Below are 22,789 nucleotides of genomic sequence, written 5' to 3'. Positions count from 1 at the left end.
CCGGGACTTCTGGTTTCGCTGGCTCCGCAGGGACTTCTGGCGCTGCCGGGACTTCTGGTTTCGCTGGCTCCGCAGGGACTTCTGGCGCTGCCGGGACTTCAGGCTTCGCTGGCTCCGCCGGGACTTCTGGCTTCACTGGCTCCGCAGGGACTTCTGGCTTCACTGGCTCCGCAGGGACTTCTGGCGCTGCCGGGACTTCTGGCTTCGCTGGTTCCGCAGGGACTTCTGGTGCTGCCGGGACTTCAGGTTTCGCTGGCTCTGCCGGGACTTCAGGTTTCGCTGGCTCTGCCGGGACTTCTGGCGCTGCCGGAACTTCAGGTTTCGCTGGCTCCGCAGGGACTTCTGGCGCTGCCGGGGCTTCAGGCTTCGCTGGCTCCATAGCAGGCAATTCAACGGTTTTCACTTCAGGCGCTGGCGGAGCCGCTGGTTGTTCCGGAACCGAAACAGGAGGCGGCGCTTCTGGCGCTTGCCCTGCTTGAACAGGCGGAATTTCCGGAGCTTTCATTTCAGGGATCATCATTGCCGGAGCCTTTTCGACGCCTTCTGCTTCTCCGCTGTTGCCGTTAGCAGGCGCTGCTACCGGCAGAACTGGCGCTGGCGGCGGTGGCGGCATAGCCGGAGCTTCTGGCCCTGCTGGCATAGCCGGAACCTCAGGTTTGGCTGGCGGTGCAACCGGAGCCGCCATTGCCGCCGGACTGCCTGTTGCTGGTGATGCGCCTTGGTCAGCAGGGGCGTCAATCACAAAAGGCCCAGGGGGAGCTGGAGGTAAATCTGTCGATTCAGCCCATACATTTGCGCTTGCCAATACCAGGACAGCGGATGCCGCTGCCGTGGCAACTGCCGACGCAAGTTGCTTTTTGTTAAATGTCTTCATGCTAGTCTCTTCCTTCCAGATTAAATATCCGTCTTGAGTTTTATGCCCCGCCTACCGGAGGATTTTTTCCGCTCCTGGACATCGCCAGAAACTGAAATTGTGTCATTAGCTCCAACATCAGTGGCAGCTTTTTCCAATTCCGTAGTGTGAACAGCTCCCACAACAGCCTGTTCAGGCTTTGCCACACCAGAAGCCACCGTTGATGCAGCACTGGCAACCTCTTTAGCCACAGCCGCAGCGGCTTGTGTTTTCGCCTTCTGCCGGGCTTTTTCCTGCTTTGCGGTATTTCGTGATTTACGCTTCCGCAGCCATTTATAGCCAGCTGCAACCCAGCCAGCCATGCCAATGACTAGGCTTTTTAACAATGAAATCACGTACATGCCTGCGTAAGCCAGTACGCCCTTAGCAATCGAAGCCGTGTTCCCGCCTGCGTGGGAGGCACCCCCTCGGGCAGAACCTTGCTTCGTTGGCGCACCGCCACCGCCTTGGGGCGAACCGCCATTGCCGCCATCCGTGGGGCGCTCCCCTCCCAACGCTTTGCCAGCGCTGATACAACCCAGTGGAATAACCAGCAGGGTCAACAAGGTAGCCACCGCACCGCCAAAAATCAGCGACACCGCCATACCCTGGAAAATCGGGTCAGACAGGATCACCATCGAACCGCCAAACAACGCCAGCGCGGTAATGATGATAGGACGGGTGCGCGCTTCACAGGAATGGATGACCGCTTCCATCACGCTTTCGCCACTCACCACCGCCTCACGGGAAAAATCCACCAGCAGAATGGAGTTGCGCACAATAATCCCGGCCAGCGCAATAAAGCCTATCATGGAAGTGGCTGTAAATTCGGCATCCATCAGCCAATGCCCCGGCACGATCCCAATCAGCGTCAGAGGAATCGGTGCCATAATAATGGCCGGTAAGGTGAAATTGCCAAACTGCGCCACGATCAGCATGTAGATCAACACCAGCGCGGCGGCAAACGCGATCCCCATATCGCGGAACGTTTCCCATGTGACCGTCCACTCGCCACCCCATTCAAACGCGGACTTGCCTTCCACACCTTGGGGAGACTTCAGCCAAAATGCCTGATCCACCAACCGGGTTCCATCCGGCGTGACATAGCCCTGCCCATTGTTGGCTTCCGCCAGCAACGTTTCGACCTGACCCTGCCCATACACCGGCGCGGCCAGACGGCCAACCGTTTCCGCCGTCACAAACTCCACCGAGCGCAAATCCTTGCGATAGACTGGTTTGTCCTGCTTATCGAACACAAAGGTGCCCAATTCATGCAAAGGCACAAACTGCCCGGTATGGTTGGTGACCGGCAATTGCGACAGGCGGTAAATCTGTGAACGCGCGCTCAACGGCACCTGCATGACAATGCGGGTAGGGTCAATCAGGGCATTCTTTTTGATGTCGCCGAGAATAAAGCCCCCCATCGCCATTTCCAGGGTACGGTTCACATCCTCCGCAGTAATGCCGTTGCGTTGTGCCTTGTCAGAATCCACGGTGAACCGCAGGATGTCATGATCCTCCTCCATCATATTGTCCACATCGCCCAAGTTTTCAGCCTGCCCGAAAAACTTGGTCATGTCGGCGGCCACCTGACGGCGGGTGTTGGCGTCCGGGCCATAGATTTCCGCCACGACGGATTGGAGCACCGGCGGCCCTGGCGGCATCTCCACCACCTGCAACTTGCCATTTGTCCCTTTCAGCAACGGTTGCAGCAATGCCCGTGCCTCCACCGCAATCTGGTGGCTGGTGCGCTTGCGGTCGTGTTTGTCCGTCAGTTGCACCTGGATATCTGCCTGCCAAGACTCCTCACGCAAATAGTAATGACGCACCAAGCCATTGAAGTTATAGGGCGAGGCTGTGCCAACATAGGTTTGCAGTGCGGTCACTTCCGGAATGCCCTTCAGCTTGCTCGCCAACGTATGGATGAGGTTGGCGGTCACTGGCAGGGCTGTCCCTTCCGGCATGTTCAACACCACGTTGAATTCAGGCTTGTTGTCCAGCGGCAACATTTTCACCCGCACTGCCTTGAGCGGATAGAATAACAGCATAAAGGCGAAAAATACGCCAATAATGCTTAAAAGAAGTAGCCTACCTTTAGCTTTGCTAGTCACCAGCGGCACAATCAGGCCTCGGAACAACTTTTCCAGCTTGGCTGCTTGCTTATGCTCTTTCTCGGCGGACTCGTGCAGGCTTTTTAAAGACGGCTTGAAACGGTTGGTCAGCCATGGCGTAAAGGCAAACGCCGCAAACAGTGAAATCACCATCGCCACCGACCCCAGCACAGGAATCGGCAGCATATACGGCCCCATCATCCCGCTGACAAAGCCCATAGGCAGCAACGCCGCAATTACCGTGCCGGTCGCCAGGATGGTAGGGTTGCCAACCTCACGCACTGCGTCCACCGCCGTATCAATACCCGTATCACCCGCCAACAGCCAGCGGCGGTAAATATTTTCCACCACCACAATGGCGTCATCGACCAGAATCCCGATGGAGAAAATCAAGGCAAACAGGCTCACCCGGTCAATGGTCATCCCCATAATCCAGGCCGAGAACACCGTGGTGGTGATAACCGCTGGGATAACAATCAGCACCACGCCCGCAGCCCGCAGCCCCAAAAAGAACCACACCAGCAGCGTCACCACGCCAGTCGCCACAAACAGCTTGAATATCAGCTCATCAACCTTGGCTTTAGCCGTTTCGCCATAGTTGCGGGTCACCGACACATGCACGTTATCAGGAATAATGCGGCCTTTCAGCGACTCCAGTTTGGCCAAAACGGCATTGGCCACGTCCACGCCATTGGTGCCGTGCTTTTTAGCAATCGCCAGCGTCACGGCTGGCGCATTGTCCGCCGCTTCTTGTGCCAGCCCACCCTTCTCTTCGCGGCTAAACAAATTATGTAGCCAGCCATGCGCTTCCTTGACGCCTTGGCCTGTGTAATAGCCGACTGAACGGCTGGCGTCGCTTGGCTCTTCGGTCACCGAGGCCACATCACGCACATACACCGGACGCCCGTCGATGACCGCCACCATCAAGCGCTTCACATCTTCGGCGGAATTGAGGAACGCCCCGCTGTAAACCCGGAAGACGCGCGCATCCGGCTCCACTTCACCCGTATTGCGTTCTGAATTGGCCATCCGGATGGCGTTGGCCACCTGCTCCAGGGAAACCCCGAAAGTTGCCAAACGCTCTGGCAAGATTTCCACTTTTAGCTCTTCGTGCCGCCCATCAACAATGAAGCTCTGGCTGGTGTTTTTCACCTCACGCAGGCTTTGCAGCACATCAAGCGCCACCAGCCGGAGATTCGCGTCATCCACTTCATTCGACCACAAGGTCAATGTCACCAGCGGCACATCATCCGCCCCTTTAGGCTTAACCAGTGGCGGCGTCGCCCCAATCGGAATGCGGTCTTTGTTGGACTCCAATTTGTTGTACAACTTGACTAGCGACGATTCCAACTGCTGCCCAACAATGAACTGCACCGTCACCATCGACTGCTCACGGGCGGAATAGGAGTAAACATGATCCACGCCCGTCATTTCCGACATAATGCTTTCCAGCGGACGGGAAATAAGGTTCTCAACCTCCTGGGCAGAAGCGCCTGGATACCGGACAAAAATATCCACCATCGGCACGGAGATTTGCGGGTCTTCCTGACGTGGGGTCATTTGCAGCCCCAGCAGCCCGACTGCAAAAAACGCCAGCAGCAGCAGCAATGATAACGGGGAAGTGATGAACGCCTTGGCCATGGAACCGGCCAGCCCCAGATTATGGTGTGGTGTAGCAGGATTGGATGAGTCAGTCATAAGCACTTTACCGTTACAAGGCGGACTAATTTATTGGTTTGCAGAAGGCATCCAGCCAGATGAAGCGCCCGCTGGCGGCTTATCAATGACACGTTCATCTGCACTCAAACCGGACACCACCTCCACCTTGCCTTCGCCTTGATCAGCACCAAGCCGAACCAGCCGCAATTCTGAGGTATTGTTGTCCTTCACAACCAGTACGCTGGGAAGACTGCGACCGGTCAACAAAGCTGTTTTAGGAATGATGACGACCTTGGCGCCGCCTTTTTTTGGCTCCGGCAAATAGACTTCCGCATACATGCCAGGCGCTGCCACGATGTCCACTGGAAGATCAAATTTTACAGTGACCGTATGCCGGTTTGGATCGGCGACCGGGTAAATTTGTGACACTTTTGCCATCGAATTGATGTTGCCATCAATCCTCACGGGCACCACCATTTCTTCTGACAAATTACCCACCAACCCAGAAGGAACATCCGCCAATAGACGCTTGTATTTCACATAGCCATACTTGATTAATGGCTGGCCTGGCTGGACAGTATCACCCACCTCAACCATTTTTTCCAGTATGATGCCCTCAAATGGGGCAACTGATTTGGCGTCACGCAGAGCCGCATCAATTTCCTGCAATTGCGACACCGCTTGCTGCAAATTGCTTTGCGCCTGGGAAACGCCGGTCGCACTGCTCATCAAATCGGTATAACGCCCCATGTCGGAGTTGTAATTGCCCATAAAAGAATCCGCGAAGGGGCGCACAGCATAAATGTCAAACATTGCGGGCAGGCCAAACCCCGGCATATTGCCAATGTCTTTACTGCGGGGCGAAACCAACTCACGGGTATACTGGGCTTGGGAGTTTTGCAGGGCCGCCTGGGCAATGGCAATCTGTGCCAATACGGAATTGCGCTTTGCCAACAATTGGGATTCATCCACCTGAATGATGACATCACCTTGCTTGAAGCTGGAACCCGCCTCCCCTGCCGCGACTTTCACCACCCCAGAAACCTGCGCAGACAATGTCACCTCCTTGTAAGGGATGACAGTGCTTCCCAGCACAGATTGGGACAACGAGTCTGAGGTTTCGGCACGCACAATCTCCGCCGCCTGCGCAACAGCAGGCAACAAACAAGCGCACACGAGCATTACCAGCAACCTCGGCGTATTTATTTTTATCCTCATTGGTGTTGATTCTTTCCTCAAAGCGGCACGATCTTGAAGGCATTCGGAAGGAAACACTGACTACATGCTTGTGCACCCAATCCTCACCATCCCCTCTCGATAATCTAGGCGAAACTATAGCGTTTAAATCCATCCAATTCCAGTTACATGGGCGAGAATATTAGCTTATCCTTATGGATATGCGATAAAAATGCGCCGTATAGTTCCAAACCGCTTATGTTGCAGGGAAAACTCCACCGCCACCAGTTTTTCTTTTGCTTTTGGCAGCTTATCTGCAAATTCCCCACCACGCTCAGACTTGAAACGGAAACGGGGTTCCCCCTCCACCCCATCCAGCAAAACCAACGACACGGGCGGCTCATTCTCCACATGGTCGACCAGGCTCCAGGTCTGCCGCAACAGCTTCCCGTCCTCCACCACATAACGCACGCGTTGCAAAGTGCTGCGCATCTGGCCTGAAGCGCGCAATTGCCACGCCACATCAGGATTGCCGCCACGGGTAAATTCCAGCAACACCCCCTCTTCCTCCGGCTGGACGATGCTGTTGTCTTCGACCCGGCCTGAACCCGTGTTCATCGGCCGCAACAAAGCCAGCTGCTGCATATCGCGCCCCATAAAAACTATCGCCCGCTGCAATTGCTGGAACTCAGCCTGCGGCCCTTCAACTTGGCGGCCAGCGTCCAGCAGCAGATTGACCGACTGATAGGCCATCGTCACCATCAAGGCAAAAATGGCCAGTGAAATCATCAGTTCAACCAGGGTAAAACCACGCCAGCGTTTCATTGTGACGGATTCCTGCGTTTGGGCTGTGGATTGGCGACATACCCCACTTCCACCGCCATCACCTGCCGTTCCTGACCTTGCGGAAAAACACTGACCTTCACTTTGCGCAAGTCATCTTCCCCCGGCATCGCCAGGATCTCCTGACGCCACGTCCAGTCCATCCCACCCATTTCCGCCTTGCCGTCGGCCTTGCCTAATGCAGGGAAACCCTTGCCTGTCTGTGTCTGCGCAAGTTGGTTCAGGGCGACCCAACGCGCCAGCGTGCTGTCTTTCATGCGTTGATAGCTGGCGAAATCACCGCTGCTGGTTTCGACGCTGACAGCAATGACCAACCCAAGCAACAGCAGTGCGAACATGATCTCAATCAGGTTGAAACCCCGTTGCTGGGGGGCTGACAGAACACGGCACGGCACGCCTAACCCGCCTCAGCAGCCGGATCCGGCTGCCGCCCGACGTTATCAAACTTGACCACGCCTTCACGATTATCTTTTCCCCGCAAACGCCATTCGAAAGGCATCATTTCCCCCGTTGGCAAAATGAACACCTGCGGATGAAGATTCTTGGTTGCAGGCAACGTCACCGCCTGCCCCTGCAAGAAAAGCGTTGGCTCATATTCCCCCCTGAACTCATACGCGCCCAGCAAACCATCCTGCTTGACCAGCTCCCATTGCTGGCGGTCATTCTGGACAAAAAAGGCATACCCCCGTTCCCCAAACCCCAGCGCCAACGCTTGGGAACGCACGACGCTTTCATCCTGCGCCATCAGCACCCGCGCCCGCAAACGATCCACTTCGTCATTCAACGGGTCAGAAACCGACAGGTTGAGCATGGAGCCTGCCAAGGAATACAGGATGCCAATCACCAAGATGACAATCAGCATTTCCAGCAGGGAAAACCCCTGCCCCTTCACCTCTCCATACCGTTGCCGCCGGGGATTTGCCTGCATGGCCGAACCCTACTGCTCCAACAGCCAACTGCCGATGTCGTCTTCCGTACCTTCCCGCTTGTCCGGGCCAATACTGTAAATGTCCACTTCACCGCCATGTGTACCCGGATTCAGATAACGGTAGTCATTGCCCCACGGGTCCTTTGGCAACGCTTTCATATACTGACGCCAGCGTGGCGCATTGCCAGGGTTGGTCACCAAAGCGTTTAGCGCTCCAGAAGGTGGAAATGAACCATTATCGGCGCGGTACATCTCCAGCTTGACCTTCAAGTCGCCGACCTCTTTTTTCGCCTTCAGGTTTTGCGCATCCCCCATTACATTCAGGTTACTGAACACCAGCCCCAGCAAAATCCCAATAATCACAATAACGATCATCAACTCTGTCAGGGAAAAACCAGCTTGCCGCCCATGACGCCCCTTCATTGTATTAATGCTCATGCACTTTATCCTCTAAACAAGATTTCGTGACCGCGATTCTGGCATACTGTCCGCCATGTTGCACATCCACGACATCACCCAAAGACTTGCAAAATGCCCGGCCACCTGCCTGTTCGCCGCCATTTTCACGGTATTGCTGCCATTATTACAGTTTTTTCATGATCAATTATTATTTCAACGCCATCTGATTGCGGCTGGCGAAATTTGGCGGATCTGGACTGGCAGCTTAGTGCATACCAACTATTGGCATGCCGCCCTCAATATTCTTGGCTTCTGGATACTCGCCCTAATCCAACAGCACCCCACCAGCAAGCTGACCCAGTTCGCCCAAATGCTCTTCATCACCACCTGCGTCGGTGCTGGGCTGTGGCTCTTGAGCCCTGGACTCATCTGGTATGCAGGTTTTTCCGGCGTGCTTTACGGGCTATATCTGCTGGCAGGCATCCACTTGCTGGTGCAACGGGAATGGCCCACAGCCGCCCTTATCCTGCTGGGCGTCTGCGGCAAAACCGTTTGGGACTGGCTGCATGGCGGCGTTTCCCTTTCCTCCGACCTGATTGATGCGCCGGTAGTCTATGCCGCGCATATTTACGGCATGCTGGGAGGACTGGCGCTCGGGCTTCCCCAACTGCTGAAACCATTCTGGAACCGATGAACGTCTGCACCCATTGGCGACGAATGTTAGGCCATGCACTCAACCCTCACTGCGCCTTCTGCCACCTTCCGCGCATTTCTGGCTATCCCTTGTGCGAGCACTGCCATGCAGACTTGCCATGGCTGCTTCCCGAGCAAAACCAGCCACTTTCCAACCATGTCAATAGCTTGAGCGCTTTCGCCTACCGACCGCCCATCAGCAACCTGCTGCTGGGCATCAAATTTGGCAAAAACCTGCATGAACTCGCCACCTTGGGCGAACTGACCTCGACTGGCCTGTTGCCGCAACTGGAGCAGATACCGGAAGCCATCCTTCCAGTTCCATTGCATGCGGCACGCCTGCATAAGCGCGGCTTCAACCAGGCGCTGGAACTGGCGCGCCCGCTGGCGAAACAACTGGGCGTCCCACTCTTGACCGACGTTATCCGGCGCAGCAAAGCCACCCAGCCCCAAACCGAACTGGACTCAGCCCAACGCCAGTATAATTTGCGCCAGGCATTCCAGTTGGATAAACCGCTGCGCCACAAACGCCTGGCCATTTTTGACGATGTCATCACCACCGGAGCCACCACCCGCGAGTTGGCGTCGCTCTTGCTGAATAATGGGGCGGAACAAGTCGAAATCTGGTCTTGCGCCCGCGCCATTCTGCGCCAAAGTCATGAACTCACACCATAAATCGACTACCATTAAATCAACTGAAAAACATCCGGAAGCAACCACCCATGATCCGCAGCATGACCGCCTTTGCCCATCGCGAACTCACCATTGAGCACGGCGCGCTCAACTGGGAAGTGCGCACAGTCAACCACCGCTACCTCGACATCAGCCTGCGCCTGCCGGAAGAGTTCCGCAGCCAGGAAAACGCCATCCGCGAAACCATCCAAGGCAACCTCAAACGCGGCAAGGTGGAGGCCAACCTGCGCTTCTCCCCGACGAAAGGCAACACCAGCGAAATCCGCATCAATGAACCGCTGGCCCGCGCCCTGATCATTGCCTGCCGCCAACTTGAGGCCATTACCGACAACCCCGAACCCCTTAAAGCGGTTGACATCCTGCGTTGGCCCGGCGTCACCCAGGACGCCACCCCGGATATGGACATTCTCTCCGCCCACGCCAACGCCCTGTTGCAAGACACACTCGGCGACCTGCTGGAAATGCGCGAACGCGAAGGAAAGCGGCTGGCAGACTTCATCTTCCAACGCTGTGACCAAATTGCCGAAATTACCGTGCGTATCCGCAAACATCGCCCCGGCATCATTACCGCCCAACGGGAAAAAATCATCAACCGCATTGAAGAGCTGAAACTTTCCCCCGATTACAACCGTATTGAGCAAGAACTGGTAATCCTCGCCCAACGCCTGGATGTGGACGAAGAACTGGACCGTTTGATGGCGCATCTGGACGAAATCAATGATGTGCTGGAACGCGATGAGCCAGTCGGCCGTCGCCTTGACTTCCTGATGCAGGAGCTTAACCGCGAAGCCAATACGCTTGCCTCCAAATCCAATGATTCCGACACCACGCAAGCAGCTGTCGACCTCAAAGTCATGATTGAACAGATGCGCGAACAAGTGCAAAACATTGAGTAACGTCAACAAATCAAGCCTTCAAACTGCTTGAAACCGCCTGGCCAGCCTCCATATTCGCAGCAAGCAAACAAACACCTTAATTTATGGAGGTTACATCATGAACGTCACCCGTTATGAACCATGGTCTCTGCTGAACCAATTGCAACGTGAAATGGACAACTTGATGCGTCGCGACACGGACACCACGAGCCCGATGAGTGACTGGACGCCAGCAGTCGACATCCGTGAAACGCCTGGAGCATGGTTGCTGCATGCTGATATTCCTGGCGTGAAAGCGGAAGACATTGAAATTCACATGGAAAGTGGCGTACTGTCGATCAGCGGCAAGCGCGAATTCGACAGTAGCGAGGAAAAAGAAGGCTATAAGCGCGTTGAGCGGGTGCGTGGGCGGTTCCATCGCCGCTTCAGCCTGCCTGACACAGCTAATGGTGATAAGATCACGGCAAAAAGCAGTAATGGTGTGCTAGACATTACCATCCCCAAACAGGAGAAAGTATTGCCACGCAAAATTGCGGTACAAATTGAATCCTGATTGGTAATCTTTATGATGGCACGATAAAAAACGCCGCTTATGCGGCGTTTTTTATCGTAGACTTGGCGGCAGAGGTATCAGATGGAATACAAAGACTACTACAAAATTCTGGGGGTCGAGCGCACAGCTGACCAGGACAGCATCAAAAAGGCTTTTCGGCGCATGGCCGCAAAATACCACCCTGACCGTAACAAGGAGCATGGCGCTGAAGAACACTTCAAGGAAATCAATGAAGCCAACGAAGTGTTAAGCGACCCGGAGAAACGCGCCCGATATGACCAACTTGGCTCTAACTGGCGGGCAGGCGATAATGTCAAACCACCTCCTGGCTGGGGAAGCTCATCCCAATTTAACGCCTCATTTTTTGAAGATATTGCCCGTAAAGGATTTGGCAACCAAAGCCCACCTTCTTCCGGTTTCAGCGACTTTTTTGAGGGGCTGTTCGGCGGAGGTTTTCGCCGCAACCAATCCGCCCCCCAGCCAAGCGACGGCCGTCACCCGCCGATACAGACAGCCACCATCCAATTGGATTTGGAGGACATTTACCGAGGTTCCAACAAAACCATTCGCTTGCCTACTGGAAACAACATGCAGATCCATATTCCGGCGGGCATCCACGGCGATAAAAAAATCCGCCTCCCGGGCAAAGGGCCAAATGGGTCAGATTTTTTCCTCAAGGTCAAATTGAAAGAGCATCCCTTATATCGGATTGAAAATAATGACATATTCATGAACTTGCCCATAGCCCCCTGGGAGGCTGCGTTAGGCGAAACCATTACCGTGCCAACCTTAGCAGGCAAGATCAGCCTGAAAATCCCTCCCGGTTCACAATCCGGCAAAAAAATGCGCCTGAAAGGCAGGGGATTGCCAGGCAAAGAACCGGGTGATCTCTATATCATCCTGCACGTTAACACCCCCCCTGCTGATACCGCAGAGCAAAAAGAGTATTATGCCAGAATGAAAACGCTGTTTGGTTGGGATCCCCGGCGGCAGCTTACCTGACAAGGAACATTCTCCCCAGATAACTGTCTGAAAATACTGGACACTACTACATACCGAGAACAGTAAAATATGGTTATGTTACCTGTAATGCGCAATATGGCCTTAGCAGCGACACTTATTCTGCCACTGGCGGGGCCTAATCTCGCCTGTGCAGCGCTCCCTGCCGAAATCAACGGCCAAGCATTGCCATCACTGGCCTCCATGCTAGAAAAGGTGACGCCCGCTGTTGTCAACATCACCACAGAGGGACATCAGCCGCTTAACGACTCCTTACTGAGCGACCCGTTCTTCAGGCGTTTTTTTGGTGAGTCATCACCTGGTGGTGACCGGCAAATCAGTGGCACAGGCTCAGGAGTCATCATTCATGCCCAGCGCGGCCATATATTAACCAATGCGCATGTTATTGAGGGAGCCGATACGATTTACGTCACACTAAAAGATGGCCGTAAATTCATCGCCGAAGTGGTAGGCATTGACCCCCGCGCAGATCTGGCCGTGCTGCAAATCCCGCCTGAACGCCTGACCGCCATGCGCTTCGGCGATTCTGACCATTTGCGGGTGGGTGATTTTGTCGTTGCAATCGGCAACCCTTACAGTATTGGCCAGACCGTCACCTCTGGCATTATCAGCGCCCTGCACCGCAATCCAGGCATCAGTGAGTATGAAGACTTTATCCAAACAGACGCCCCCATCAACTTGGGCAACTCAGGTGGCCCCCTGGTCAATTTGCGCGGAGAACTTGTTGGCATCAATACCGCCATTCTTGGCGATCAGGCAGGTGGAAATCTAGGCATAGGCTTTGCCGTACCGATTAATACAGCCGCTGGCGTCATTACCCAAATCATCAAGTATGGCAAAGTTGAGCGAGGCCAACTGGGCATTGAAGTTCAGGATGTTGATACAGAAATGGCGCGTAATTTTGGGCTCCCGCCCAATGAAGGCGCCATCATCAACCAGATTATTCCTGGCTCACCAGCAGAAAAATCCGGTGTTCAGGCTGGCGATATCATTCTGCAACTTAACAGCAAGAATATTACGGGTGCAGTTGATGTTAAAAACATGGTGGGCGACCTAAGAATTGGCAGTGAGGTTCACATGACACTGCTTCGAGCGGGAAGGCCAAGGAATATAACCGTTACAATTGGCACCCCTGGAGCTAGCAACTCAACGCCATCATCCGCTGTCGCCATCCAAAAACCAGGAAGCCAGCCTTTTTGGGAAAAAAATCCGCAATAAACAATTACACAATAGGTTGATTCTTGATAAAAGCCAATGAGCTGGGTAGAATCACATGAAGCCGACCATACACAAAAAACAATGACGGATTAAAGTATTTTATTTTTATAACGTAACAAAACAAGCTATTATCTTGTATAAGCTCATTGAGCAATAAGATATTTATCAATTAAAAGTTTCCGTGAAGTATCAGAAAGTGCGTTTTTATGATGCTTAAGCCCGGCATCTGTGCTTTCTGTTTACGGATACAGGTTTGGTGTCCCCAATCCAAGCCTGTTCGTTAAACCCCGGCTTTTTAGACCCCCTGTTTGGCCGGGGTTCCTTTTTACAAGGTAAGCTTACCTTGATTGAAATGAACTCTTCCTGAACACCACCATCCAAAACACATCATCCTTGTCTATCAGCGTCACGCCCAAGCCACTGATCTAGAATATCCCAGCACTCATCTAGCCCATTCTTGCTCAAGGCGGAAAAAGTTTGTACGGAAACCACCCCAAAACCAGATAGGGTCTTACGCACCTGCAATAGCACATTCGCACTTGCTCCACGGGTAAGCTTGTCAGCCTTATTCAACAAGATATGCACAGGCAAAGCCCTGCCCTGCGCCCAACGCAACATTGTTTGGTCGTACTCCGTCATTGGATGGCGAATATCCATAACCAACACTAAGCCTCGTAATGTATTGCGTTGCGTTAAGTAAGACTCAATGAACTTCTGCCACTCCAGTTTGACCGGCTCTGGCACTTTGGCGTAGCCATAGCCAGGCAAATCAACCAGAAAATCACCATCCGGCAAACAGAAAAAGTTTATTAGTTGCGTGCGCCCTGGTGTCTTGCTGGTTCTGGCCAATGATTTCTGCGAACATACCTGATTAATGACGCTAGACTTTCCGGCATTGGAGCGGCCTGCAAATGCAATTTCCAACCCCCTTTCCGCAGGCAACGTCTTACGGGTGGTTGCGCTTTGCAGAAAGCGGGCTTGCTGAAAGTAATGATTCATAATGTTAGCGTTCTCTAATATTTTTGCGGAATCGAGACAGAATATGGTATACAATCCAGTCGTTTTTTCAGGGTGCATCACCAAAGCGATGGCTGCGACACACCGGAAAAGCTGTAGGGCGTGTGGATCATGGTATGCCTGCGTCAGCTGATGCAGATTAAAATGCGTCAGACATGATTGCAAGTTGTCGCCTCAACCGCAGCAAGACGGTTAGGCAGCGTGTCTTGCTCAGGACGGGCACAGGGAGTCGTCCGGACACAATAACCGAACGAATGACAGATTTTGTAGATATCTTAGGAGCACTTCGAGATGAAAAAAGCACTCTTGCTTGTACTGACCGGTATGGCTATTAGCGTCGCCACATCTGTTTGGGCAGAAGAAGGAAAAATAGTCGGCAATGCTGACGCAGGCAAAACCAAATCCGCCACCTGTACTGCATGCCATGGCGCGGACGGCAACAGCACCAATCCTGAATGGCCAAAACTGGCAGCCCAACACGCAAACTACATCATCAAACAGCTGACCAACTTCAAAAATGATGAGCGCACCAACGCCACCATGGCACCGATGGCCAAACCACTGAGCGAGCAGGACATGGCCGACTTGGCGGCTTATTTTTCATCTCAATCCCTCAAACCTGGCGAAGCTGACCAAACCCAGGTCGCTCTTGGCGAACAAGTATATAAAGGCGGCAACAATGCCTCCGGCGTGGCAGCCTGTGCTGCTTGCCACGGCCCTAACGGCGCAGGCAACCCAGCCTCCAACTTCCCGTCACTGCACGGCCAGCAGACCACCTATATCAAAAACCAACTGAACGCATTCCGCAAAGGCGAACGCGCCAATGATGCTGGCAAAATGATGCGCAATATTGCAGCTAAAATGACAGATGCCGAAATCAATGCCGTTGCCGAGTACATTGCCGGTCTTAAGCAGTAAAATTACTATTTGGTAATGGACTGAAGTAAAACAGGGGGTGGCTTTTGCCACCCTTTGTTGTTTTAATGCACCCTCCTGTCTGGACGATTTTGTGGTATGAAAAGCTCCCCCACTGCCGTTGCACGCTTGATCAAATTCCTGGGTTCCATGAACTTGGCTATCAGCTTGCTGATGGTGGTGGCGATAGCTTCCATTATCGGAACCATTCTTAAACAAAACCAACCTTATACCGACTACGAAATCAAGTTCGGGCCATTCTGGTTTGACATATTCAAATCGCTGGGCCTGTACGACATGTATTCAGCCGCTTGGTTCCTGGCCATCCTCACGTTTCTGCTGCTATCCATTGCGACCTGTGTTGGGCGCAACACGCCTGGTATCTTGCGCGAACTCCGCCACTTTCGTGAAAATGCGCAGGAAAAGTCATTGCGGGCGATGAAGCATCAATTATCCCTTAGCAGCGAATTGAGCAGTCAGGACGCGCATGCCATGGCGCAGCGCATCCTGGCTGCCCAAGGGTTCAAAACCCGCCAGAAAGTGGCTGACAGCCATATCGTGGTCGCAGGCATGAAGGGGCGCGCCAATCACTGGGGATATTGGTTCACCCACATTGGCATGATTGTGATCCTACTGGGGGCAGGCATCCTGGATAATGGCAGCCTCGCCATCCGCATCGCCGAATGGGAGGGCAAACTCAAGCCAGAAACCCGCACTATTCCGGTGGCTGAAGTGCCCGCCATCAGCCAACTGCCCGCCAGCAATGCCGCTTACCGAGGTTCGGTCGACATACCGGAAGGCAACCGGGCCAACGTCATTTTCCTGCCAGTGCGCGATGGTTACTTGGTGCAATACCTGCCATTTGATGTGGAAGTGAAAGACTTCCGCGTGGAACATTACTCGACTGGCATGCCCAAATCTTTCGAGAGCGACTTGGTCATCCATGACAAAAGCGAGCCCAAGCCCCTGGCGACCACCATCGCCGTCAACCACCCGCTGGTATACAAAGGCATAGCCATTTACCAAGCCAACTTCGGCGATGGCGGCTCCGAAGTCAAACTGCGCCTCTATCCATTCAACAACCCGCAAGCGGCGCAAAACATGGATGGCAAGATTTTCAGCGACTACAATCTGACACGCGACAACAAACAGTACAAACTGGAGCTGAACGATTTCCGCCTGTTTAACATTAACGACATCGAGGGGCCAGACGGCAAAACCAAAAAGCAAAACATCGGCCCCAGCATCACCTTCAAAGTGCGTGACGCCACCGGGCAGGCGATGGAATACCAAAACTACATGAGCCCGATCGACATCAAAGGGCAACGCTACCTTATCAGCGGGGTGCGTGGCACACCGGCCGAACCGTTCCGCTACCTGCACATTCCGCTCGACCCTAAGGGCGGCATCGACCGTTTCATGACCTTCCTGTCCAATATCCAGAACCCGGAACTTGTGAAAAAATCGGCGTTGGCGACCACCCAGACATCCATGCAGGAAACAGCCATCCAAAAACCGGAGTTGGAAAACCAAGTGGTTGAATCCATGGTTCGTCTGACCAACCTGTTTTCCAGCAAGGGTTCAGAAGGCGTCATGCAGGAAATCACCGAGCGCTTTCCCGAGAACCAGCGTGCGAACGCCGCCGACGCCTTCATGAAAGTCCTGAATGCCTCATTACGGGCCTTGTACTTGGAAACATTGAAACAGGAAGGGGTAACAGGCGAACCAAGCGATGCCGACTGGCAGTTTTTCGATGACAGCATTATGGCGGTCGACAAAATTTCCGCTTACGGCTCCCCGTGGTTCCTGCAAATGACCAGCTTCAAACAGATTGAGGCCTCTGGCTTGCAGATCACCCGCTCACCCGGCAAGCCAGTCGTGTACTTTGGCAGTGTCATGCTGGCAGTGGGGGTATTCCTACTATTCTATGTTGCGCATCGTAGAATATGGGTCTGGATTACGCCACGGGAAAACAACCGCTCAGAGGTTGTCGTGACTGGCAGCAGCAACCGTAATCAGCCAGAATTTGATAGTTACTTCAACAAATTGCAAGGTATTTTCCAGCAAGCGATGGCACAAGAGGTGAATCATGTCCGTTCCACAGCAAGCGATTGACTCCCTGATTGAACAACCCAACCTGTTCAGACAATTGAAACTGGCGGATTGGTTATGGGCGGGCATTGTGCTGGCCGCCGCCGCCTTAGTTTTCAGCCGTTATGGCGGCAATATGGACGCTTATGAAATCGGCATCCTTAGCCTGACAACTCCCGGCCTCATTGCGCTAGGTTGGTACTGGAAAGCAATCCAGCCGTATGCATTGACAGTCGCCGCCTTTAGCCTGCTCGGCATCTGGTTGTATGGCGGCGATTATGGCAACGCTGAAAAGGTGTTTGGGCTGAGATTCCTGTTTTCCAGCCAGTCGGCAGTCATGTGGATGAGCGCCCTATTTGTCATGGCGACAGTCGCCTATTTCGGCGGCCTGTTCACTGGCAGTGAATTTATACAGAAAACCGGCTCCTCGCTGACCTGGGCGGCGCTGATCATGGGGCTGACCGGCCTAATGGTGCGTTGGTATGAATCCTATCTGATTGACCCCGAATTCGGGCATATCCCGGTCAGCAACTTGTACGAAGTCTTCATCCTGTTCTGCCTGATTACCGGCCTGCTTTACCTGTACTACGAAGGACGTTATAAAAATCGTGCGCTGGGTGGCTTTGTCCTGCTGGTCATCAGTGCAGCGGTTGGCTTTCTGTTGTGGTACAGCTTCGAACGCGACGCTGACAAAATCCTGCCGCTGGTGCCAGCACTGAAAAGTTACTGGATGAAAATCCATGTGCCCGCCAATTTTGTCGGTTATGGCTCATTTGCCCTGGCCGCCATGACCAGCGTCGCCTATCTATTGAAAACCTATGGTGATCCGCAAGGCTTTATCACGCTGCGCCTGCCAACGCTGGAGATGCTGGACGACATCACCTATAAAGCTATCGCCTTGGGATTCGCATTTTTCACCATCGCCACCATACTCGGTGCCATGTGGGCGGCGGAAGCCTGGGGCGGTTACTGGTCATGGGATCCGAAAGAAACCTGGGCGCTGATTGTCTGGCTGAATTATGCCGCTTGGTTGCACCTACGCTTCTCCAAGGGCTGGCGCGGCGCGCCGATGGCTTGGTGGGCAGTGGTCGGCCTGTTTGTCACCCTATTCGCATTTTTGGGAGTCAATATGTTTCTTTCCGGCCTGCATTCTTATGGTGAACTTTGATCCCATGAACGAGTCTGAACAAGGGCAATCCACAACGACAAACCTCTGCACATCCAACGAAACATACAGGGAGACAATGAAACAATGAAAAATGTGTTTGGCCATACCCTCGGCCTGGTAATGACGATAGTGCTTGTCCTGACAGGTTGTGTGCCGGAATCCGGTCAGGCGGATGAGTTCAAGGAAGGAACCGATTACGCCCTGATTTCACCGCCGATACCTGTCCAGGCCCCAGCAGGGAAGGTGGAAGTCACCGAACTGTTCTGGTATGGCTGCCCGCACTGCTACCATATGGAACCCACCATCAACAAATTCCTGCAACACAAACCCGACAATGTCGTGTTCCAGCGCGTGCCCGCGACACTAAGCCCCCGTTGGACGTACCACGCACGCCTGTATTACGTCGGCCAATTGCTGGATCCAGACGGCAGCAAGCGTGTCCACAGCAAGATTTTTGATGCGATACAGCAACAACGCCGCAGAATCGACAATGATGAAGCGCTGACCCGTTTTTTCACTGACCTTGGCTTTAGCACTGACCAGGTCAACAACGCCCTGCAATCCATGGAGCTTAACGCCATGATGGCGCGCGCCGATGAAGTTGGCCAAATGTCCAAAGCAGATTCTGTCCCATTGGTTATTATCAACGGCAAATACAAAACCAGCCCCAGCATGGTTGGCAATGAGGACAAGCTGCTGAAAGTCATGGATTACCTGATCAAACGGGAAACAAAGTAAGGAACGGAGGCTTATACGATGCGCAAACTCAGCCTGCTCGACAAAATACTGATCGAAATCGACCAGTCCATGCGCGTAGTACACGCCACCGCCCCCACCACCGAACGCCCGAATCCCGCTGAAGGGGTGCAGGAAACTGCCCCCCTCAGCGAAGGGGATCGTGACCTGATCCGCCGCCTAATGCGCATCAACCATACTGGTGAAGTGTCCGCCCAAGCGTTGTACCGTGGGCAAGCCATGACAGCCAACCGCCCGGACATCAAGGCGCAAATGGACCGCTCCGCCATGGAGGAAAATGACCATCTGAACTGGACGGAAAAACGTTTGCAGGAACTCGGCGGCAAAAAAAGCCTGTTGAACCCATTCTTCTACTGGGGCTCATTCACGATTGGTGCGCTGGCTGGCAAGATCGGTGACAGGTGGAGCCTTGGCTTCGTCAAAGAAACCGAAGACCAAGTGATCAAGCACCTGGAGGAACACATCAACCGCCTGCCAGCCCATGCCCTGCCTGATATGGCGATCCTGCAGAAAATGAAGGAAGATGAGGCGCATCATGGCCATGTGGCACTGCAATCCGGCGGGGCGAAATTACCCTTCCCGGTGCGCAAAGTCTTAATGCCATTAATGTCAAAAGTGATGACCAAGAGCACTTATTACATTTGAGGCCAATCCAGCCCCGCATAGCCCAGCAGGGCGGCAAGCTGCTTGCACAACTCACTGGCAAGCTCCAAGGGTGTGCGCCGGATGCCCAAGTCCTTGCATTGCGTCACCTGCAAACCAGCGTAGCCACAAGGGTTGATGCGCTGAAAAGGTTCCAGGTTCATGTCCACATTCAGGCTTAGGCCGTGGTAAGTGCATCCCTTTGATACCCGCAGACCCAACGCCGCAACCTTGCTCCCTTGCACATAAACCCCAGGCGCATCCCTGTCACCAGCCGCTGCAACACCATGCCCCGCCAGTAAATTGATGATCGACTGCTCAATCAGGATAACCAGTTCACGCACCCCAATCCCCCGCCGCCGTATATCAAGCAGCAAATACACCACCAGTTGGCCAGGGCCGTGATAAGTCACCTGCCCCCCACGGTCAATGCGGACAACAGGAATATTTCCGGGAGCCAGCACATGTTCCGGCTTGCCATTGCGACCCAGGGTAAACACCGGCGAATGCTCCACCACCCACAATTCATCCAGCGTTTCAGCATTGCGCTGTTGGGTGAAGCCCTGCATCTTCCGCCACACTGGCTCATATGCCGCCTGCCCCAGTAGCCTGACAGGCAAAGCATCGACAGCGCGCGGAGACGGATTGAAGACACCGTTATCCTTTCCTACAACGCCCACAGCACCAGCTCGCAAGCTTTCAGTTCCTGATAGACCGCATCGATCTGTTCCTTACTGGTGGCGCGTAAATTCACCGTCAGGCTTTGGTATTTGCCCGCAGAACTTTCCCGCGTTTGCATGTTTTCGGAAGGGTCAAAACTGCCGTCATGCCGACAAACGATTTCGCACACGCGCGCGTGGAACTCCAGCGCCGTGCGCCCCACCACCTTGATAGGAAAATCGCACGGGAACTCCAGCACCAGCTCTTCCCTTTGCCCAAACCGCTCCATGTCCCACACCCTCCCAATTAATCGGCGAAAAACTTCTGGATGCCATCCATCAACTTACGCCACCAGCCACCTTCCGGCACATCCTCCAACGCCATCAATGGCGTTTCCTTGACAACCTTGCCCAGCTCCTGGTCGGTAATGATGATCTTACCCAGTGTATCTCCCCTCTTAATGGGGGCGTCAATGCCTTTATCAACCTGCATGCCGCCCTTCAGCTTGTCGTAACGCCCTTTGGTGATGCTGACAAACAAATTGTCCACCACACCCGCTGGCACTTCCGCTTTGTCGCCTTTCCATACCCTCACATTCGCCAACACTGCCCCCGCATCATATAGCTGGTGAGTCTCAAAGGTGCGGAAACCATATTCCAACAAACGCTGGCTAGTATTGGCACGCTCGTCCTCACTCTTGGCCCCTAACACAACGGAAATCAGGCGCATATTGTCGCGTTTGGCCGACGCCACCAAGCAGAAGCCCGCCGATTCGGTATGGCCTGTCTTCAGCCCATCCACCGTAGGATCGCGCCACAGTAACCTATTGCGGTTTTGCTGCTTGATATTGTTGTAGCTAAATTCTTTTACTGAATAAAGCTTGTACCACTCTGGGAAATTATTGATCAGGGCGGTCGCCAATTTGACGATGTCACGCGCGCTGGAATAATGGTCTTGAGCTGGCCAACCGGTCACATTCACATAGTGGGTGTCCTTCATGCCCAGATCGGCAGCAGTCTTGTTCATACGCTCAACAAAGGCATCTTCACTGCCTGCCAGATGTTCGGCCAAGGCAACCGCCGCATCATTGCCAGACTGGATGATCATGCCCTTGAGCAGCAGCTCCAGCCGCACTTTCTTGCCCAACTCGGCAAACATGCGGGAGCCTTCCATTTTCCAGGCCCGCTCACTGATCAACACTTCATCATCCAGCTTGATGCTGCCTTTGCCCAACTCCTGATAAATGAGGTAAGCCGTCATCAGCTTGGTGATGCTGGCAGGTTCAATGCGCATGCTGGGGTTGATCCCCGCCAGTTCCTCACCACTTTGGAAATCCACCAGCAGATAACTTTTCGCCTCAATTTCCGGGACACCCGGAGCCAGCGCAATAATTTCTGCCGGAAGCGACGGATCGTTATAGGGGGCTGTAGACATCTCTTTAGGGGCGGGTTCTTCCGCCTGTTGCGCGGCAACCTGCGGGTCGGCCTTTGGTTCGGCAACAGCGACACCCACCGCCAACATCAACACCAGCAACAGCGGCCTAAAAGTCCTTATAAGCATTACCTGCCCCTTTACTGACACGGATTATTTCACACGACGCCTACGGTAACGGAGACACAGCTAACGCGCAACCACCTTGAACTTGGTCAGCCCATTACTTTCCAGCATATCCTTCACATTATCGATCTGATCCTGATTGTAAAGTGGACCGATCCTGACTTGGTACATTTCACGCCCATCTTGTTTCGCCGTCGCCATTTCGGCTTTACCCAACCCAACCGAGGTCAGGCGCACAAACATATCCAACGCAGTGTTCTGGTCTGGCCAAGTGCCTGCAATCACATAATAAGGCTTGGACTTGTCCACCGGCTCTGACGGTTTCGGGTTCATGGCAACGGCAGGAGGCGGTGGCGCAGCTGGCATCTGCATATCCGCTGGAAGTTGGCTTTGCGCAATGGCTTCCACCTGGACTGGCGCACCGCTACGGGCCTTGATGCCAAGCGCATTCGCCGCCGCAAATGAAAGCTGGATCAAGTCACCTGAATCAAAGGGGCCACGGTCATTGATGCGCACAACAATACTCTTGCCATTCTGTTGATTGGTGACGCGTGCAAAACTGGGGAGCGGCAATGTCCGGTGCGCAGCTGAATAGCCATACATGTCAAACACTTCACAGCCCGCTGTTTCAGTGCCTTGATACTCGGCACCATACCAAGCGGCTGTCCCGCTTTCAGTATAACCATCAGCAGAATTCAACACATGATAGGACTGATCATTAATCGTATAGTTGGCGTCATTGCCGCAGCCACCCCGCGCCGCAGCACTGTTTGCCGCGTCTTGCCCCGCCGCCCCGGCAGCCGCAACCGCCTCAGCCTTGTTGGCGCCATTACTGCTGCATGCTGCCAACACCATCATGACGGAGGCCAACAGAATGCCCGAAACTTGCCAGTTTATTGTCATCATATTTTCCAGCTTTTATC

At 53.9% G+C, this 22,789-nt stretch carries 22 protein-coding genes and 1 pseudogene; 11 read left to right on the top strand and 12 right to left on the bottom strand.

Annotated elements, in window-relative coordinates:
• The 7 genes and pseudogenes from VSS37_RS14315 to gspG all read right to left on the bottom strand — a co-directional run.
• Positions 1 to 874 (bottom strand): annotated as a pseudogene (locus VSS37_RS14315) (hypothetical protein); the annotation flags it as partial.
• 20 nt (positions 875 to 894) lie between these two features.
• Positions 895 to 4,701 (bottom strand): efflux RND transporter permease subunit, encoded by a 3,807-nt coding sequence (locus VSS37_RS14310; RefSeq protein WP_324696309.1) that lies wholly within the window; start codon positions 4,699 to 4,701, stop codon positions 895 to 897.
• Between the two features lie 30 nt (positions 4,702 to 4,731).
• Positions 4,732 to 5,844 (bottom strand): efflux RND transporter periplasmic adaptor subunit, encoded by a 1,113-nt coding sequence (locus VSS37_RS14305; RefSeq protein ID WP_324696308.1) that lies wholly within the window; start codon positions 5,842 to 5,844, stop codon positions 4,732 to 4,734.
• Between the two features lie 207 nt (positions 5,845 to 6,051).
• A complete protein-coding gene (gene gspJ, locus VSS37_RS14300; RefSeq protein ID WP_324696307.1) occupies positions 6,052 to 6,663 on the bottom strand; it encodes a type II secretion system minor pseudopilin GspJ in 612 nt (203 codons plus the stop codon).
• Positions 6,660 to 7,076: a type II secretion system minor pseudopilin GspI gene (gene gspI / locus VSS37_RS14295; RefSeq protein ID WP_324696304.1), complete on the bottom strand. Its 417-nt coding sequence runs from the start codon at positions 7,074 to 7,076 to the stop codon at positions 6,660 to 6,662. Before gspI ends, gspJ begins: the two co-directional genes overlap by 4 nt.
• A 2-nt stretch (positions 7,077 to 7,078) precedes the next feature.
• Entirely contained in the window at positions 7,079 to 7,609 is a 531-nt protein-coding gene (locus VSS37_RS14290; RefSeq protein ID WP_324696302.1) for a prepilin-type N-terminal cleavage/methylation domain-containing protein, read from the bottom strand.
• Positions 7,610 to 7,618: 9 nt separating this feature from the next.
• Complete coding sequence (gspG, locus tag VSS37_RS14285) at positions 7,619 to 8,047, bottom strand: type II secretion system major pseudopilin GspG (RefSeq protein ID WP_324696301.1); 429 nt, start codon at positions 8,045 to 8,047, stop codon at positions 7,619 to 7,621.
• 55 nt (positions 8,048 to 8,102) lie between these two features.
• On the opposite strand from gspG, the gene rrtA reads away from it, so the two are divergent.
• The 6 genes from rrtA to VSS37_RS14255 all read left to right on the top strand — a co-directional run bounded on the left by rrtA (position 8,103) and on the right by VSS37_RS14255 (position 13,060).
• Complete coding sequence (gene rrtA, locus VSS37_RS14280; protein WP_324696299.1) at positions 8,103 to 8,702, top strand: rhombosortase; 600 nt, start codon at positions 8,103 to 8,105, stop codon at positions 8,700 to 8,702.
• A gap of 23 nt (positions 8,703 to 8,725) precedes the next feature.
• Positions 8,726 to 9,376 carry a ComF family protein gene (locus VSS37_RS14275; protein ID WP_324696298.1) on the top strand — a complete coding sequence of 217 codons (651 nt, stop codon included), beginning with the start codon at positions 8,726 to 8,728 and terminating at the stop codon, positions 9,374 to 9,376.
• A 47-nt stretch (positions 9,377 to 9,423) separates the two neighbouring features.
• On the top strand, positions 9,424 to 10,290 hold the full coding sequence (locus VSS37_RS14270) for a YicC/YloC family endoribonuclease (protein WP_324696296.1): 867 nt from the start codon (positions 9,424 to 9,426) through the stop codon (positions 10,288 to 10,290).
• A 97-nt stretch (positions 10,291 to 10,387) separates the two neighbouring features.
• Positions 10,388 to 10,822 (top strand): Hsp20/alpha crystallin family protein, encoded by a 435-nt coding sequence (locus tag VSS37_RS14265; RefSeq protein ID WP_324696294.1) that lies wholly within the window; start codon positions 10,388 to 10,390, stop codon positions 10,820 to 10,822.
• Between the two features lie 81 nt (positions 10,823 to 10,903).
• The gene (locus VSS37_RS14260) at positions 10,904 to 11,824 is read left to right on the top strand and encodes a DnaJ C-terminal domain-containing protein (RefSeq protein WP_324696293.1); all 921 of its coding nucleotides are present in this window, start codon (positions 10,904 to 10,906) and stop codon (positions 11,822 to 11,824) included.
• A gap of 87 nt (positions 11,825 to 11,911) precedes the next feature.
• The gene (locus tag VSS37_RS14255) at positions 11,912 to 13,060 is read left to right on the top strand and encodes a Do family serine endopeptidase (protein WP_324696290.1); all 1,149 of its coding nucleotides are present in this window, start codon (positions 11,912 to 11,914) and stop codon (positions 13,058 to 13,060) included.
• A 387-nt stretch (positions 13,061 to 13,447) separates the two neighbouring features.
• Here the strand turns inward: VSS37_RS14255 and yihA are convergent, their stop codons facing one another.
• Positions 13,448 to 14,242, bottom strand: coding sequence for a ribosome biogenesis GTP-binding protein YihA/YsxC (gene yihA / locus VSS37_RS14250; RefSeq protein ID WP_324696288.1), 795 nt, complete (start codon positions 14,240 to 14,242; stop codon positions 13,448 to 13,450).
• A 126-nt stretch (positions 14,243 to 14,368) separates the two neighbouring features.
• Here yihA and VSS37_RS14245 point away from each other — a divergent pair, with 126 nt between their 5' ends.
• The 5 genes from VSS37_RS14245 (at position 14,369) to coq7 (ending at position 19,652) form a co-directional block, all read left to right on the top strand.
• Positions 14,369 to 14,995 carry a c-type cytochrome gene (locus tag VSS37_RS14245; protein WP_324696286.1) on the top strand — a complete coding sequence of 209 codons (627 nt, stop codon included), beginning with the start codon at positions 14,369 to 14,371 and terminating at the stop codon, positions 14,993 to 14,995.
• Between the two features lie 96 nt (positions 14,996 to 15,091).
• Positions 15,092 to 17,107: a cytochrome c biogenesis protein ResB gene (locus tag VSS37_RS14240; protein ID WP_324696285.1), complete on the top strand. Its 2,016-nt coding sequence runs from the start codon at positions 15,092 to 15,094 to the stop codon at positions 17,105 to 17,107.
• Positions 17,082 to 18,251, top strand: a complete 1,170-nt coding sequence (gene ccsB / locus VSS37_RS14235; protein ID WP_324696283.1) for a c-type cytochrome biogenesis protein CcsB — start codon at positions 17,082 to 17,084, stop codon at positions 18,249 to 18,251. The genes VSS37_RS14240 and ccsB overlap by 26 nt, the downstream gene beginning before the upstream one ends.
• A gap of 84 nt (positions 18,252 to 18,335) precedes the next feature.
• Entirely contained in the window at positions 18,336 to 18,989 is a 654-nt protein-coding gene (locus VSS37_RS14230) for a thiol:disulfide interchange protein DsbA/DsbL (protein WP_324696281.1), read from the top strand.
• Positions 18,990 to 19,007: 18 nt separating this feature from the next.
• The gene (gene coq7 / locus VSS37_RS14225; RefSeq protein ID WP_324696279.1) at positions 19,008 to 19,652 is read left to right on the top strand and encodes a 2-polyprenyl-3-methyl-6-methoxy-1,4-benzoquinone monooxygenase; all 645 of its coding nucleotides are present in this window, start codon (positions 19,008 to 19,010) and stop codon (positions 19,650 to 19,652) included.
• Here coq7 and lipB read toward each other — a convergent pair.
• The 4 genes from lipB to VSS37_RS14205 are packed head-to-tail and all read right to left on the bottom strand — an operon-like array spanning position 19,643 to position 22,772.
• Positions 19,643 to 20,269, bottom strand: a complete 627-nt coding sequence (lipB, locus tag VSS37_RS14220) for a lipoyl(octanoyl) transferase LipB (protein ID WP_324696343.1) — start codon at positions 20,267 to 20,269, stop codon at positions 19,643 to 19,645. The two genes, coq7 and lipB, sit on opposite strands and share 10 nt — an antisense overlap.
• Positions 20,270 to 20,316: 47 nt before the next feature.
• Complete coding sequence (locus VSS37_RS14215) at positions 20,317 to 20,598, bottom strand: YbeD family protein (RefSeq protein ID WP_324696278.1); 282 nt, start codon at positions 20,596 to 20,598, stop codon at positions 20,317 to 20,319.
• A 17-nt stretch (positions 20,599 to 20,615) separates the two neighbouring features.
• Entirely contained in the window at positions 20,616 to 21,869 is a 1,254-nt protein-coding gene (locus VSS37_RS14210) for a D-alanyl-D-alanine carboxypeptidase family protein (protein ID WP_324696277.1), read from the bottom strand.
• A gap of 60 nt (positions 21,870 to 21,929) precedes the next feature.
• Positions 21,930 to 22,772: a septal ring lytic transglycosylase RlpA family protein gene (locus tag VSS37_RS14205; RefSeq protein ID WP_324696275.1), complete on the bottom strand. Its 843-nt coding sequence runs from the start codon at positions 22,770 to 22,772 to the stop codon at positions 21,930 to 21,932.
• Positions 22,773 to 22,789 lie beyond the last annotated feature (17 nt).

This window comes from Candidatus Thiothrix phosphatis (assembly GCF_035668035.1).
Taxonomy (GTDB): domain Bacteria; phylum Pseudomonadota; class Gammaproteobacteria; order Thiotrichales; family Thiotrichaceae; genus Thiothrix; species Thiothrix phosphatis.
Note: the sequence above shows the minus strand (reverse complement) of the source record. Positions and strands in the feature narration are given on the sequence as shown.